11 protein-coding genes and 1 pseudogene are annotated in these 15,035 nt (G+C 72.0%); 6 read left to right on the plus strand and 6 right to left on the minus strand.

Going from position 1 to position 15,035, the window contains the following annotated elements; genetic code table 11:
- Positions 1 to 93: 93 nt before the first annotated feature.
- Together CLT74_RS28920 and CLT74_RS28925 are read left to right on the plus strand one after the other, a co-directional pair.
- Positions 94 to 897 carry a hypothetical protein gene (locus tag CLT74_RS28920; RefSeq protein ID WP_099850651.1) on the plus strand — a complete coding sequence of 268 codons (804 nt, stop codon included), beginning with the start codon at positions 94 to 96 and terminating at the stop codon, positions 895 to 897.
- Between the two features lie 66 nt (positions 898 to 963).
- Positions 964 to 3,060 (plus strand): prolyl oligopeptidase family serine peptidase, encoded by a 2,097-nt coding sequence (locus CLT74_RS28925; RefSeq protein ID WP_486582668.1) that lies wholly within the window; start codon positions 964 to 966, stop codon positions 3,058 to 3,060.
- Positions 3,061 to 3,092: 32 nt separating this feature from the next.
- Here CLT74_RS28925 and CLT74_RS28930 read toward each other — a convergent pair whose 3' ends face one another.
- From CLT74_RS28930 to CLT74_RS28940, 3 genes are all read right to left on the minus strand, one after another.
- Positions 3,093 to 3,539, minus strand: coding sequence for a hypothetical protein (locus tag CLT74_RS28930; protein ID WP_099850655.1), 447 nt, complete (start codon positions 3,537 to 3,539; stop codon positions 3,093 to 3,095).
- 163 nt (positions 3,540 to 3,702) lie between these two features.
- Positions 3,703 to 4,557 (minus strand): L,D-transpeptidase, encoded by an 855-nt coding sequence (locus CLT74_RS28935; protein WP_486582669.1) that lies wholly within the window; start codon positions 4,555 to 4,557, stop codon positions 3,703 to 3,705.
- 198 nt (positions 4,558 to 4,755) lie between these two features.
- A complete protein-coding gene (locus CLT74_RS28940; RefSeq protein WP_099850657.1) occupies positions 4,756 to 6,204 on the minus strand; it encodes an alpha-amylase in 1,449 nt (482 codons plus the stop codon).
- A gap of 232 nt (positions 6,205 to 6,436) precedes the next feature.
- Here CLT74_RS28940 and CLT74_RS28945 point away from each other — a divergent pair, with 232 nt between their 5' ends.
- From CLT74_RS28945 to CLT74_RS28960, 4 genes are all read left to right on the plus strand, one after another.
- Positions 6,437 to 8,248 carry a ferric reductase-like transmembrane domain-containing protein gene (locus CLT74_RS28945; protein WP_486582670.1) on the plus strand — a complete coding sequence of 604 codons (1,812 nt, stop codon included), beginning with the start codon at positions 6,437 to 6,439 and terminating at the stop codon, positions 8,246 to 8,248.
- Between the two features lie 2 nt (positions 8,249 to 8,250).
- Entirely contained in the window at positions 8,251 to 9,711 is a 1,461-nt protein-coding gene (locus CLT74_RS28950) for an NADH-quinone oxidoreductase subunit NuoF family protein (RefSeq protein WP_099850659.1), read from the plus strand.
- 62 nt (positions 9,712 to 9,773) lie between these two features.
- On the plus strand, positions 9,774 to 10,358 hold the full coding sequence (locus tag CLT74_RS28955) for a redoxin family protein (protein WP_099850661.1): 585 nt from the start codon (positions 9,774 to 9,776) through the stop codon (positions 10,356 to 10,358).
- A complete protein-coding gene (locus tag CLT74_RS28960) occupies positions 10,358 to 11,314 on the plus strand; it encodes a cytochrome c biogenesis protein CcdA (protein ID WP_099850663.1) in 957 nt (318 codons plus the stop codon). The genes CLT74_RS28955 and CLT74_RS28960 overlap by 1 nt, the downstream gene beginning before the upstream one ends.
- A 1-nt stretch (position 11,315) precedes the next feature.
- Here the strand turns inward: CLT74_RS28960 and serS are convergent.
- The 3 genes and pseudogenes from serS to CLT74_RS28975 all read right to left on the minus strand — a co-directional run.
- Positions 11,316 to 12,590 (minus strand): annotated as a pseudogene (gene serS / locus CLT74_RS28965) (serine--tRNA ligase); the annotation flags it as partial.
- Between the two features lie 103 nt (positions 12,591 to 12,693).
- Positions 12,694 to 13,773, minus strand: a complete 1,080-nt coding sequence (locus CLT74_RS28970; RefSeq protein ID WP_099853311.1) for a DNA polymerase III subunit beta family protein — start codon at positions 13,771 to 13,773, stop codon at positions 12,694 to 12,696.
- A gap of 45 nt (positions 13,774 to 13,818) precedes the next feature.
- Positions 13,819 to 15,006: a saccharopine dehydrogenase NADP-binding domain-containing protein gene (locus CLT74_RS28975; protein ID WP_099850665.1), complete on the minus strand. Its 1,188-nt coding sequence runs from the start codon at positions 15,004 to 15,006 to the stop codon at positions 13,819 to 13,821.
- Between the last annotated feature and the right edge of the window lie 29 nt (positions 15,007 to 15,035).

The following is a 15,035-nucleotide window of genomic DNA, read 5'->3' on the forward strand; positions in this document are numbered from 1 at the left end:
AACGTCACCGAACGGCGCAGCCGCACTTTCCTGTCGTCAATCCGGCTGTCGCTCGCGTACCGCTGTCGTACCCGCCGTTGCTTCAATTGCGGGGTGGGAATCGAGGCCGTTGACGCGATGGCCGACCACGCCGATGAGCTGGCGCGGTCCGAGCCGTCATCCGCGCGGGCGGTAGGCGCGGCGCGCGACGCCGTCACGGCCGCGCAGGCGCTCGCCGCCGACGGCGTGCCCGGCGGGCGGCTCCGCCTGGCCCGGTCCCTGTGGCGGCTGACGGCGGCGAACTCCGGCAACCCCCAGACCGCGCAGGAGTACGCCTTGCGCTGGTGGACGGTGTGCCGCTCACTGCTGGAACGACCCGACCCCGCCGAGGACCAGAACCGGGTCGTGGCACGGATCGCGTACTGGCTGGGTGTCGTCATTCCGGTGCTGATGACGACCCACCGGACGGCGGAAGCCGCAGAGGTGATGGAGCGGGTCGCCGAGGCGGCTGACCGAGCCACCGGCCCGCACGGCGAGCACGCGAGCGCTCGACTGGAGATCTTCCTCTTCACGGCCACCGCCGACGACTTCGCCCAGGCCGTGATCGCGGGACGGCGTGCGGAGATCGCCGACGACCTCGATCAGATGATCCACCGGGCGACCCGGACGGTTGCGGTTTTCGAGCGGCACGCCGCCGACGGGTTCTTCGAGGCCAGCGAGTTGGCCCAGGTCCTGCGGATCATCAGCCGACTGGTGACGGTCGCCGGCGACCTGCGACTGGCTGCCCACCTGCTCGACCGGGCGGAGGCGGTCTCCGCCGCGATCGCACACCACGGCCCGGCCTTCCGCGCTCACGCCGACGGCATTCGCCGGGAACGTGACGGCCTCACAACTCACGTACCGCGCCCCGGCCGCTGAGCGCCAGTCGCGATGTCGACAGCGGCCGGGTCGGGGGTCGCGTCGGAGTTCGGCGATAGTTCGAGGGTGGCGATCTCGACCGATGACAGCGATGACCCGTACCGCTGGCTGGAGGACCTGGACGGCCCGGAGGCCGCGACGTGGGTCCGCGACCGCAACGCCGAGACCGTCGCCGCGCTGACCGGGGGCCCCGCGTTCGCCGCCCGCCAGACCGAGATCCGGCAGGTGCTCGACGCGGACGACCGCATCCCGTACCCGGGATGGCGCGGTGACGGCTTCTACTACGACCTCTGGCGGGACGCCGCCCATCCACGCGGGCTGTGGCGGCGTACGACGCTCGACCAGTACCGCCGAACCGAGCCGGAGTGGGACGTCCTGCTCGACCTGGACGCGCTGGCCGAGCGGGAGGGCGAGAACTGGGTCTGGGGTGGGGTGGCGACGCTGCCCCCACAGCACCGGCGCTGCCTGGTCAGCCTGTCCCGGGGCGGTGCGGACGCGGTCGTGGTACGCGAGTACGACCTGACCGACCGCAGCTTCGTCGACGCTGGGTTCACCGTCGCCGAAGCCAAGACCGACGTCTGCTGGATCGACGCCGACCACATCTGGATCGGCACCGACCTCGGACCGGGCTCGCTCACCGACTCCGGCTACCCACGGATCGTGCTGCGCTGGCGGCGGGGCACCCCGCTGACCGACGCCGAGGTCGTCTACGAGGCATCCACGGTGGACGTCGGGGCGTACGGCTGGCGGGACGCCACGCCCGGCTTCGAGCGGGACTTCGTCAGTCGCAGCCTCGACTTCTACCGATCCGAAAGCTTCCTGCTGACCGGGGCGGGGCAGCTGGTCCGGATTCCGGTGCCCGAGGACGCGGAGTGGGGGGTGCGCCGGGAGTGGTTGCTGGTCCAGCCGCGTACCCCCTGGCCGGTAGGTGACCTGACCCACCCGGCGGGGGCCCTGCTGGCGATCCGGCTCGACGACTTCATCGCCGGCTCGCGGGACTTCGACGTGCTGTTCCGACCCGACGGGCGCACGTCGCTCGGCGGCTCCGCCTGGACCCGTAACCACCTGATCCTGACCACCCTCACCGACGTACGCAGCCGGTTGGAGGTGCTCACCCCGGGCGACACCGGTTGGCGACGTGAGCCCCTGCCCGGGGTGCCGGCGGACGAGGAGACTTGTCTCGTCGAGACCGACCCGGACCGGGACGACGCCTACCTGGTCGCCTCAGAGGGCTTCCTCCAGCCGGCCACGCTGCGGCTCGGGCAGGTAGGTGGCGAGGTCGAGACGCTCAAGCGGGCCCCCGCGTTCTTCGACCCGGGCCGCCGGACCGTACGCCAGTTCTTCGCCACCTCCACGGACGGCACCCGGGTGCCGTACTTCCTGGTCGGGGATCCGGCCGCGCCCGCCGGGCCGACGCTGCTGCACGGGTACGGCGGTTTCGAGGTTTCCCTGACCCCGAGCTACGACGGGATCATCGGCCGGGGCTGGCTGGCCCGTGGCGGCACCTACGTGGTGGCGAACATTCGCGGCGGCGGTGAATATGGTCCACTGTGGCACCGGGCCGCACTGCGAGCGGACCGGCCGCGTGCCTTCGAGGACTTGGCCGCCGTGGCCACCGACCTGGTGACCCGGGGCATCACCACGCCGGCCATGCTGGGTGTCGAGGGCGGCAGCAACGGTGGCCTGCTGATGGGGGCGATGCTGACCCGCTACCCGTCGCTCGTCGGCGCCGTCGTGGCGAACGTCCCTCTGCTGGACATGCGCCGCTACCACCGGCTGCTGGCCGGCGCCTCGTGGATCGCCGAGTACGGCGACCCGGACGTTCCGGAAGACTGGGCATACCTGCGGGAGTACTCGCCGTACCACAACGTGCGGCGCGAGGTGCGGTACCCGCCGGTCCTGTTCATCACCTCAACCCGCGACGACCGGGTCCACCCCGGGCACGCCCGCAAGATGACCGCGCGGCTGCGCGAGCACGGCGTCGACGTGTCGTACTACGAGAACGTCGAGGGCGGGCACGGCGCGGCGGCCAACAACGAGCAGCGCGCCTTCATCGAGGCCATGTCACTGGAATTCCTCTGGCGAAAACTCGGCGCTTCGCAGCTGGTTCCGCCACGTCAGAGCGTCCGATCGGACGATCGAGCGCCGGTCGCCGGCCAGTAAGCGCCCCACCGTCGAGGCCGCCACGCGGGGCGTCAGGACGGCTGGTCTGGCGAGACGGCGTCATGCTCCCGTGTCGCGAGCGGGCGGTCAGGTAGCAGCAGCAGAATGGCCAGCGCCAGGTTGCCGCCGAGCGCGATCACGTTGCCGATCTGGTCTGCCGGCGGGTAGACCTGCAAATGCAGGGAGTGCCAGAGGAAGTGCACCGCGGTGAAGATCAGCCAGGCACCGCCGGCCATCCGCAGCGCGGACGGCGTCGGTCGCCGCCAGGCCATCACGCTGAGTACGAGCAACGCCAGGTAGAGGGCACCGACGTCGCGGGTCAGGTGCTCGTTGTACGGCCCGAGTGCGGAAACCCAGTTGCGCCCGGGCCAGGGAAAATCGGTGTAGAACGACTGGGGATATGCCGCCGCCCACACGCCGACGACCCCAGCCGTCACGGCGAGCAGCCCGACGATCGCACGCTTGCTCTTGATGCTCATACCTGCATGACGAGCCGGACCGCCACTTCGTGACCAACGCCGGAGTGCGACGGGTCACGCTCGGGCTCGCCGAGCGCTGCGCGGCTCAGCCCTTCCATCTCAAGCGGGGGAAGGGTGTCCCCCTCCTCGTAGCTGGCCCGGGCGGCGTCTCCCGACTGTGTGCTCAGGCGGTCGGTGGTGGGGCGGGTAGTTCGTCGACCACCACCACCGGCGTCCCGGACCGCACCTTCTCCAGCAGCAGACGCTGGCCGCTGGCGGTCAACCGGATGCAGCCGTTCGTGGTCTGCTGGCCCAGCTCACCGTCGTGGAACCAGGTGTGAATGCCGATGTGGGCGCCGCGCAACCCGGCCGGGACCGAGTCCAGGTCGTCGGGGATCGAGCCGAGGGCGTAGATGTCGACCCCGCCGTAGACCGATTCCGGTGGTGGCGTGCGGCCCAGGACGAAGGTGCGGCCCAGTGGGGTCTCCTGGCCGCGCTGACCGAGGCTTACCTGCCAGGACTGTTTGGCGGTGCCGTCGCGGTACCAGGTGAGCCGGAAGGGCACCCGTTCCACAACTATCTGGTCGCGCAGCGCGACGGTGCGGAAGCCGCCCGGTGGTAGCCAGGCCAGTTTGCGGTTGGCCGAGGGCAGCAGCACCGCTGTCCAGCCGGACTCGCGGCGGGCGATCGGCACGGTCAGCTCGACCTCGCTGATGGTCGGCATCAGGAACGCCAGCGGTCGACCGCCGGGCGCGTCGTACGCGGCGAGCTTGCGGGTCGGGTGCAGGCCCTGGGTCAGCGGTGTGGTGTCCAGGGTGTCCGGGTCGTCGGGAAAGCCGGCGGGGGCAGGGTCGTAGTCGATCTCCGGGAGCCCGTCCGGTGCCGGTGCGGCGGGCAGCACCCGCTCGGCGTCGGCCGACGGCGGCACCTCCGCCGTCGGCACCACCGCTCCACCGGTGTGCCCGGCGACCGGTGCCGGCCCGGGTGCCGGAGTCAGCGCCCACCCGGTGTACGCGGCCCCACCCATCAGTACCGCCACGCCCACCCCGACGGCGACCCCCCGCCGCCCCCTCAACCCCAAAACGCCCAAAACCCCCACCCATCCACCCTAACCCCCAGACGCCCCAAAACCTCCTCAACCCCCCAGCCATCCAAGGTGATCATGAGGTTATTGCCCTTTTTGATCTCCAATCCGGGCAATAACCTCATGATCAGCGGCGCAGGAGGTGAGGGGTGGTTAGGGGAGGCGGGCGTTTAGGTGGAGGGCTAGGGCGTCGTGGGCGGGGATGTTGGCGGCGAACCAGCCGTTGGCGTCGACGGTGATGACCGGGCCGGAGCAGGTGCCGTTGGTGAAGGTGCCGTGGATGACGTCGCAGTAGCGGCCGGCCGGGAGCCCCGTGTAGTAGGAGCGGCCGTTGATCGCGGAGCCCTCGTCGTTGATGGTGATGAAGCCCCGGCCGGTCCGACTGAAGGCGATGTGGTTGTTGCCGTTGTCGTACCAGTTGCTGACCCCGGTGCCCTCGGTGGCGTTGCGGAAGCCGACCATGTTCGCGATCACCGGCCAGCGGTGCTCGCACTCCCAGCCGGAGTAGCAGACCGTATTGAGCGTCTTGTTGCCGCTGTCCGAGGGCGGGCCGGCGTCGCGGCTGCTGAAGGTGTAGCTCGACATCACCGTCGGGGAACCGTACGGCCAGGCCAGCATGAACGCGTTCGCCAGGGCGTAGATGCCCCGGTCGCGATAGGTGAGCACCCCGCCGTCGTCGCGCTGGGTGTCATGGTTGTCCACGAAGACCGAGGAGACTCCGCTGGGCAGGTGGCCCCAGCCCTCGCCGAAGTTGCGCAGGTACGCGAGCCGCTCCGAGCGGAACACCCGGGCCAGGTCCTTGCCGTAGCGGAACTCGTGCACGTCGCCGTTGCCGGTGTACTCGTTCGGCGTGATCGGCTCGCCCGCGCCGTAGATGACCTCCTGCACGATGTACGCCGACCGGTTGAGCCGGCTGCGGATGTTTGCGATGTCCGCCGCCGGCATGTGCTTGCTGGCGTCCAGCCGGAACCCGTCGACGCCGAGTGACAGCAGGTCGTTGAGGTACGCGGCCAGTCGGGAGCGGACGTAGTCGGACTCCGTCTTCAGGTCGGAGAGGTTGACCAGCTCGCAGTTCTGCACCTCGTAGCGGTCGTTGTAGTTGACGATGTCGTTGTTGCCGTTGCGCCCGCAGTAGTGGAAGTCCTGCGCCTGGTAGATGCCGGGGTAGACATGGTGCTGGTAGGTCGAGCCGGCCCACCCGGTGCCGCCGTTGGCCTGGCCGGACATGTGGTTGACGACCGCGTCGACGATCACCTTCACGCCGGCCGCGTGGCAGGTGTCGACCATGGACTTGAACTGTGCGCGGGTGCCCTTGCGGGACTCGATCCGGTAGCTGACCGGCTGGTAGGCGACCCACCACTGGTTGCCGCGTACGTGCTCCTGCGGTGGTGACACCTGGACGAAGCCGTAACCCTTCGGGCCGAGAGTGCTGCTGCACTCGCTGGCGACCGAGGGCCAGTTCCACTCGAAGAGGTTGGCGATGACCTTCTTGCCACCACTCGGGGCGGCGACGGCCGGGGGTGCGGTCACCACGCCAGGGGCGAGGAGGCCGGCGATCACGGCGAGGGCGACGATCGCCGGGCGGAGTCGACGTCGATGCATCGGGTGCTCCAGGGGTGCCGGGGGACGGGGGAGGCGGTACGGCTGCCCGGATCTTGCAATCAGGGCTGAAAATTTCGGAAAGGTTACAAGCTCATTTCAATGCCTGTCAATGGACTGCTCGGGAGGGCCGGCGGCGGGGCCGCTACACGCGCCGGGCGGCGAGGCGGTTCGACAACTCGCCGAGATTTTTTCTTACGACACTGATCCGACCGGGGCCGCGCTGCGTACTGGAATGGGGAACAGGGGTCGGCCGGCGGTGCGCCGCCGCGAGACGATCGAGGAGCAGATGGCCCGGGCTACGCAGAACGAGAAGGCGGCTGCCGTTCGTACCAGCAGCAGCAGTCGAGGGATCCGCGTCTGGTCCCGCGGCCAGATCATGGCGCTGTCCGCGTCCGGCCTCGCCGCGCTGTGGGCGTTGTCGATGCTCACCGGCGCGGGCCAGAAGATGTACGCGATGGGCTTCTTCTTCACCGAGTTCTTCGCCGGGGTCATCGCGCTTGTCGCGCTGAGCCTCACGGTGATGATGGGCCTGCTCGCCACCGACCGGCTGGTGCTGCTCATCCGGCACCGGGTGCTGTTGCAGTCCGCGCACCGGGCCACCGGCATCCTCGGCGTGGCCGGCCTGGGCTTCCACGTCATCACGAAGATCGCCAGCGGTCGGGCGGGGGTGACCGACGCCGCCGTGCCGTTCGTCGGTGGCCGGGGCCTCTACGTCGGGCTCGGCACCATCGCCGCGCTGCTCATGGTGGGTGTGCTCTGGACCGGCATCATCCGGGCCCGGTTCGCCGACGTCGGCCCGAAGTGGGTGTGGCGGGCCCTGCACTCCATGGCCTACGTCTCCTGGCCGTTCGCCATCTTCCACGGACTGCTCGCCGGCCGTCCGCCCGCCACCTGGGTGGGCCTGAGCTACTTCGCCTGCGTACTGCTTGTCGTGGTCGCCCTGATGGTCCGTCTCTCGGTCACCCTGCAACGGCGCAGCCGCGAGCAGCAGCAGGCCGCCGTCCTGAACGAGGTCATGAGCGGCAGCAAGTCCACCGAGGAGACCCTCGGCAAGAACCTGCTGGGCACCCTGACCGGCCGGCGTACTGCCGCCGACGACGGCCGCGAGAAGCGGGTCCGCCGCGACACCAGCTGGGCCGACAGCACCTCCGGGACCTGGGCCAGCCCCACCATCCGGCGCAACGACCCGGAACGGTTCACCGTGCCGGTGGTCCCCGAGCCGGGCACGCTGCGCGAGCCGGTCCGGCCCGGCCGGGATCGCCACGAGGAGGAGTTCGAGCCGGTCGTCCGGCGTGCCTCCCGTCGTGAGGAGGAGGAACTGGAGCGGGTCGTGCGCCGCGAGACCGAGGCGCTGGAGCCGGTTGCGCGCCGTCGCCGCGATGCCGAGCCCCGGCGGTCCGCGCGCCGCGACGAGGAACTGGAACGCACCGGACGACGTTCGGCACGGGTCGAGGAGGACCTGGAGCCGGTGGTCCGCCGGTCGCGACGGGACGAGGAGCCGACCGGCCGCCGGTCGCGGCGCGACGAGGAACGCGAGGCGGTGGGCCGTCGCGCGGCCCGTCGCGACGAGGACCTGGTGGAGTACGAGGAGCCGGTGCGCCGTCGCCGCCGCGACGAGGACGAGGAGGAGTACGACCGCTCCCGCCGGTCCCGGGTCGACGTCGGTAGCCGGTACTCGGCGCCGCCGCAGCGCGTCGAGGACGAGGCCGAGGAACCGTGGGACAGCCCGCGCCGGTGGGAGTCGACCGGCCCGATCTCCGGTGCCCCCATCTCCGGCTCGCCGATCTCCGCCGCACCGCGTAGCGGCGGCGGGCGGCACAGCGCCGAGGACGACCTGCCGGAGGCGGAGACCGACTACTGGCGCCCGCCGGCCCGGTACGCCCCGGACGACGTGGCCGAGGACGACGACACTCCCACCCTTGTCGACCTGGCCTCCCGACGTGCCCGCCGGGCCTCGTCGGCGGAGAGCCGGCGTCGCCGTAAGGCTGACCCGGACTCGGTGGACGGTGCCTACTGGGCCGGGCTGCGGGGTGAGGCCAAGTGACAATGCGGACCACAGTTCCCCCGGTGGCCGCCGTCGGTGAGCCCCGGCTCACCGCGGGGTTCGCCGAATTCGGCCGACTCGACCTGCGCGCCCACGAGCTGGTGCACGGCCCGATCAGCCCGATGGAACCGTCCAACCTGCTGCGGCTGACCGAGGGCGTTCAGCTCAAGGGCAAGGGCGGCGCCGGCTTCCCGTTCGCCCGGAAGCTGCGGGCGGTGCTGGAGTCCTGTGAACGTCAGGATCTGCCACCCGTGGTGGTGGTCAACGCCACCGAGGGTGAGCCGGCCAGTTGGAAGGACAAGGTCCTGCTCACCCGGGCCCCGCACCTGATCCTCGACGGTGCGGCGCTGGCCGCGTTCGCGCTCGACGCCGAGGAGATCGTGCTCTGCGTGGCCGACGACCTGGTCGGCCGGGACTCGTTGATGGAGGCCCTGGACGAGCGCCGGATGCCGGCGCCGACAAGCGTCGTGACGGTGCCGCACCGGTTCATCAGCGGTGAGGGCGGCGCGCTGGTGAACGGGATCAACGGGCTGCCGCACATCCCGCCCGGCACCAAGAAGCGGTCGAGTGACTCCGGCGTCGGCGGGATGCCGACCCTGCTGTCGAACGCCGAGACGTACGCCCAGCTGGCGATCGCCGCCCGACTCGGCCCGTACGAGTACGCGGCGCTCGGCACCGACGACGAACCCGGCACGGTGCTGCTCAGCATCACCGGCGCGGCGAAGCGCCACGCGGTGGTGGAGTGCGCGGCCGGCACCCCGTTGGCCGAGATCCTCGAACTGTGCGAGGTACCCGACGGCCCCGGCATCCTGATGGGCGGCTACCACGGCAAGTGGATCACCCGGGAGGCGGCGGAGAAGGCCGAGGTCTCCCGCAAGGGACTCGCCGCGGTCGGCGGCACGCTCGGCGCCGGCATCATCGTCCCACTCGCCAACGACACCTGCCCGTTAGGTGAGGCGGCGCAGGTGGTGCGGTACCTGGCGGGCGAGTCCGCCGGGCAGTGCGGCCCGTGCAAGCGAGGGCTGCCCGACCTGGCCCGCGCCGTCGACCTGGCGGTTTCCGGCAGCGCGCCGGTGGAGGTCGTCCGGGCCGCCGCCGGCGACGTGAAGGGTCGCGGCGCGTGCAGCCACCCCGACGGTACGTCCCGGTTCGCGCTCTCGGCGATGGAGGTCTTCGCCGACGACCTGAAGAAGCACACCACGGGTGAGGGCTGCGGTCGGCGGGTAAAGGGCATGATGGGCCTGCCCGGTGCCCCCGATCCCGATCCGCAGAAGCTGGTTCTGGACTGGTCCCGTTGCGACGGGCACGGCCTCTGCGCCCACGTGGTGCCGGACTTCATCCGGCTCGACCAGAACGGATACCCCGCCTTCCCGCCCACTCCCGTACCGACCTGGTTGCGGGAGGGCGCGGTGAAGGCGGTGAAGGTCTGCCCGGCGCTGGCGCTGCGGCTGACCGAGGCCTGAGCCTGCCGACCGGGTGGCGCGGCTGCCCGGGTCGGCGGGCGAGCGAACCGAAGGAGACGCCGATGGGGTCGGTTCCACAAACCGGACGGGTCACCGGGGCGGCCACCGCCGCCCTGCTCGCCGCGGTGCTGGCCACCGCCGGATGCGGCACCGGACCGGACGCCGAGGCGGCCCCGCAGGCCGGTGGCCCGGCGTCCGCCGCCGCCGCGTCCCCGTCGGCCGGGCCGGCCAGCCCGGTACCGGTGCCGGACACCCTGCGGTTCACCGGCACCACTCTTGACGGTGCGGCCTTCGACGCCGCCACCCTGGCCGGCCGGCCGGTGGTGCTCTGGTTCTGGGCCCCCTGGTGCGCCACCTGCGCCAGTCAGGCATGGACGATCGCCGAGATCGAGCCCGGTTTCCGGGAGAAGGTGCCGATCATCGGTGTCGCGGGTCTGGGTGAACGCAAGGCGATGACCGACTTCGTCACCGAGTTCGAACTGGGCCCGATGCCGCAGATCGAGGACCGCGCGGGGGCGATCTGGCGGCGCTTCGAGGTCGTCGAGCAGAGCACCTTCGTGATCATCGACCGGGACGGACGGGTGATCCACCAGGGTTGGCTGGACGGCGAGGACCTCACCCGCCGGGTCACCGCACTGGCGGCCTGATGGAAGCGCCGCTGCTGCTCGCCCTGACGGCGGGCATGCTCGGCGCGGTCAACCCGTGTGGCTTCGCGATGCTGCCGGCGTACCTGTCGTTGCTTGTCGCCGGCACCACCGACACGCGCGGCGCGGTCGGCCGGGCGTTGACCGCCGCGGGCGCGCTCACCCTCGGGTACGTCCTGGTGTTCGGTGCGTTCGGGCTGGCGCTGGCCCCGATCGCCGGGTGGCTGCGTCCCCGGCTGCCCTGGTTCACCGTCGGGCTTGGCCTGCTGCTGGTGCTGCTCGGCTGCTGGCTGCTCGCCGGCCGGCGGCTGCCGACGCTGCGCCCACTGGCCCGGGCACCCCGGTTGACCCGCTCGCTGCCGTCGATGGTGCTGTTCGGCATGGCCTCCGCGACGGCCTCGCTGGGCTGCGCCATCGCGCCGTTCCTGGCGACCGTGGTGACAAGCCTCCAGGCCGGGTCGATCGGACGTGGGCTGGCACTGTTCGGCGCGTACGCCCTCGGGATGGGACTGGTGGTCGCGGTGGCCGCGCTCGGCGTGGCGCTGGTGCGCGGCGAGGTGGTGGCCCGGCTGCGCGGCGCCGGCGCCTGGGCGCCCCGGCTCAGCGGCCTGGTGCTGCTTCTCTCCGGCGGCTACGTCGCCTGGTACGGCTGGTACGAGGCGCGACTGGCCGCCGGCGACCGCGACGCCCTCACCGACCCCCTGGTCACCACCGCCGCCGCTGTCCAACGCTGGCTCGCCGACACCATCACGACCGCCGGCCCCACCACCCTGACCATCGCCCTGACCGCCCTCCTAACCCTGACCCTCCTCCTCACCACCACCCGCCGCCCCCACCCCGTCGATCTTGCAGCTTCTGCCCCGACAAGTGATGCCGAAGGCGACCTTTCGGCGACCAAAAGTGCAAGATCGGCGGGGCGGGAAGGGCGTGGGGATGGGGGAGATGGGGGAGGGGGTTAGCGGGGGTTAGGCGGTCGGTGGCTAGGCGGTTGCGGAGGACTTCGGGGACCAGGACTGAGCCGTCGGGCTGCTGGAACTGCTCCAGGATGGCCGGGAGGAGGCGGCTGGTCGCGAGGGCGGAGCCGTTGAGGGTGTGTACGAAGCGGGTCTGCTTGCCACCCGGGTCGCGGTAGCGGATCGCCGCCCGGCGGGCCTGGTAGTCACCGCCCCAGGAGACCGACGAGACCTCCTTGTACTTGCCGGTGCTGGGCATCCACACCTCGATGTCGAGGGTCTTGCGCATCGACGCGCTGGAGTCGCCGGCGGCGAGCAGGCTGCGCTGGTAGTGCAGGCCCAGCCCCTCGACCAGGCTCTCCGCGTGGGTGACCATCTGTTCCAGCGCGGCGTCGGCCTGCTCGGGCAGGGTGAACTGGAAGATCTCCACCTTGTTGAACTGGTGGCCCCGGACGGTGCCGCGCTCGTCGGAGTGCGAGCCGGCCGCCTCGCGCCGGTAGCACGGGGTGTACGCGAACACCTTCAGCGGCAGCTTCGCGGTCTCCAGGATCTCGTCCTGGTACGCCCCGAGGATCGCCGTCTCCGCCGTGGGCAGCAGGAACTGGCCGCGTGGCGCGGACTGCTTGTCCAGGTGGTAGACGTCGTCGTAGAACTTGGGGAACTGTCCGGCGGCGAAACCGGCGCTGTCCAGCAGCAGGTGCGGCGGGAGGAGGAACTCGTACCCGGCCTCGATGTTCCGCTCGATCAGCCAGTTGATCAGCGCCCACTCCAACCGGGCACCCAGGCCGGTGTACATCCAGAAGCCGGAGCCGCCGAGCTTGACACCGCGCTCGTGGTCGACAAGACCCAGCATCCGGCTCAGCTCGACGTGGTCGCGGATCTTCTCGATGGCCGGTGGCTCACCGTAGGTCTTCACCACCCGGTTGGCCTCCTTGCCGCCGGGCACCACGTCCTCGGCGGGCAGGTTGGGCAGCTCGCTCATCGTGGTACGCAGCCGCGACTGCACCTCGTCGAGCTCGGCCTCCAACTCGGCGATCTGCTTACGGCCGTCGTCGGAGGTGACCTCCGGCTCGACACCGGCCCGCTTCGCCTGTGCGTACGCCCGGGCCTCGGCCTTGCGCCGCTGGCGTTCCCCGTCGATCTCACTGATCAGCCGGCGACGCTCCCGGTCGAGCTGCTGGATCGCCTCCAGCGCCCGGTCGACCTCGGCGGCATCCAGCCGCTTCGCCAGCGCGGCCGCCACCGCGTCGCGATCCTTCCGGATCAACTCCATGTCGAGCATGCTGCTCCGTACGCCTCCGTCCGGGCTCGGGTGGACCTCCAGATGCTACCGTCGCGCCCGAATCGCCCCGCCTCCCGCACCCGACCCACCCCGGATGCCGCAGTCAGAGGCGGATCGGCATCAGGATGGAGAAGGCGGCCGGATCGTCAGGCCGGCGGATGGCCAGTGGGGTGACCGGGCCGTCCAGTTCGAGCACCAGGCGCGGGCCACCCGCCGCGGCCAGGGCGTCGAGCAGGTACCCGCCGTTGACGCCGACCCGCAGCTCGCCGTCGGCCCGACCGGCCCGGTCGTCGGCCAGCTCGTCCGGCCCGAGCAGGCGTAACGCGTCCCGGCCACCCAGCCCGAGCACTGTCACCGGCAGTGGGCCGCCCGCGTGTTCCCGGGTCACCGTCGGCGTACCCGAGCGCAGCGCGGCGGCCAGCCACGGCGCGTCCACCGGCACCCGGCGGGCCGGCCCGCCTGTCGCTCCGGGCAGCAGGGCGTGATATTCGGGGAAGTCGTACGCCAGGGTCGTCATCCGCAACCGGTGCCCGCTGACGTCGGCGACGACCTGCCGACCTACCACTGTCAACCGCACCTCGCCGCTCCCGGCGCCGTCGGACAGCCGGCGCAGCCGGTCCACCGCGGCCACCGGCAGCAGCGCCCGCCCCGCCGGGCCGCGTACCGCCGCGCCGGCCGTCGCCACCGCCAGACGGTGCCGATCGGTCGCCACCAGCCGGACGCCCTCCTCGGTCACCTCGAACAGCACGGCGGCCAGACCCGGCAGCGCCGGATCGGTGCCGACGGCGAACCGGACGGCGTCCACGGCGGCGGCCAGCGCGTCGCCGGGCAGCACGAGCCGGGTGGCTGACGGGGGGCGGTCGTCGTCGAGCAGGCGACGGACCCGGGCGACCTCGTGCCGCGCCTCGGCCAACCCGTCGGCCAACCGCACCAGGTGCGCGTCGAGCAGCCGGTGCACCACCGTCGGCTCGGCGCGTACCGCCCGGGCGATCTCGGCCACCGGCAGGCCGACCCGGCGCAGCCCGGCCACCAGCCGCGCCGGTGCCACCTGGTCGTCGGCGTACCAGCGGTATCCGGTGGCCGGATCGACCCGGGCCGGGACCAGCACCCCGGCGGCGTCGTAGAACCGCAGCGCGCTCACCGTCAACCCACTGGCCCGGGCCAGCTCACCGATGCTGCGCAGGTCGCCATCCACGGCCCGATCCTGCCCCCTCGACCTGGTCGAGGGTCAAGTCACCGGCTGCTCGTCGAGCACCCGGAAGGTGATGCCGGCGGCGGTGAGCCGGTGCAGCAGCGCGTCGCCCATCGCGGTGACCGGCGTCACCTGACCGGAGGTGGCCGGCAGCTCGTCGCAGGCCAGGCAGAGCGCCGACTCGGCGAGCATCTTCGCGGTCTCGTCGTAGCCGGGGTCGCCGCCGGTCACCTCGGTCACCACGCGTCGCCCGCCGCCGACGCCCACGAAACGCACCGAGAACCACGATTTCGCCCGCTGCTCGGCGCTCGGCCCTTGCCCGGAGGCGAGCCGGCCGAGCAGCCACCGCCGGGTCGGCGGGAGCTTCACCAGCCCGATCACGGCACCGAGCCCCGCACCGGCGGCCAACACCGTCGGCAGTCGCCGCACCGCCGCGAAGTGGCGGTAGCGGAAGTCCGGACCGTACTCGGGCCGGGCCGCCGCCGAACGGCGGACCACCTGCGGGTCGATTGTCGGCAGCGGCACCGCCCAGACCGGCAGGTCCCGCGAGCGGGCCAGTTTGCCCGGCACGGCCCGGACCCGCCGGTCGGCCGGGCGAGGCTCGGCCGCGCGGCGCTCGCGGGCCGCCCGCGACGCCTCACCGGTACGCGAGAAGGCGGTCAGCGCCGAATGGTACGTGCCGGCGGAGAACCGCCCGCCCGCCCGCACGTACCCGTCCACGGTGATCGCGCTGTCGGCGGGCAGTCGCTTGATGGTGAACCAGACACCCAGGTCGTGCGGGATCGAGTCGAAGCCGCAGGCGTGCACCAACCGGGCGCCGGTGCGCACCGCCTCGGCGTGGTGGCGCAGGTACATCCGGTCGACGAACTCCGGTTCGCCGGTGATGTCGAGATAGTCGGTGCCGGCGGCGGCGCAGGCGGCCACCAGCGGCTCCCCGTGGTGGACGTACGGGCCGACGGTGCTGGCCACCACCCGGGCGTCGGCGGCCACCGCGCGCAGCGAGGCCGGGTCGGTGAGGTCGGCGGTGAGCAGCGGCAGCCCCGCCAGCGCCGGGTCGAGCGCGGCCACCTGGTCCCGGACCGCGGCCAGCTTGTCGGGGTTGCGCCCGGCGAGGGCCCAGCGCAGCCCCGGGGGTGCGTGCCGGGCCAGATAGCGTGCGGTGAGCCCGCCGGTGAACCCGGTCGCCCCGAACAACACCACGTCGTACGACCGTTGGGCAGCCATCCCGCGATCATGCCACCGCCGCCGCCGAT

This window comes from Verrucosispora sp. CNZ293 (genome assembly GCF_002754655.1).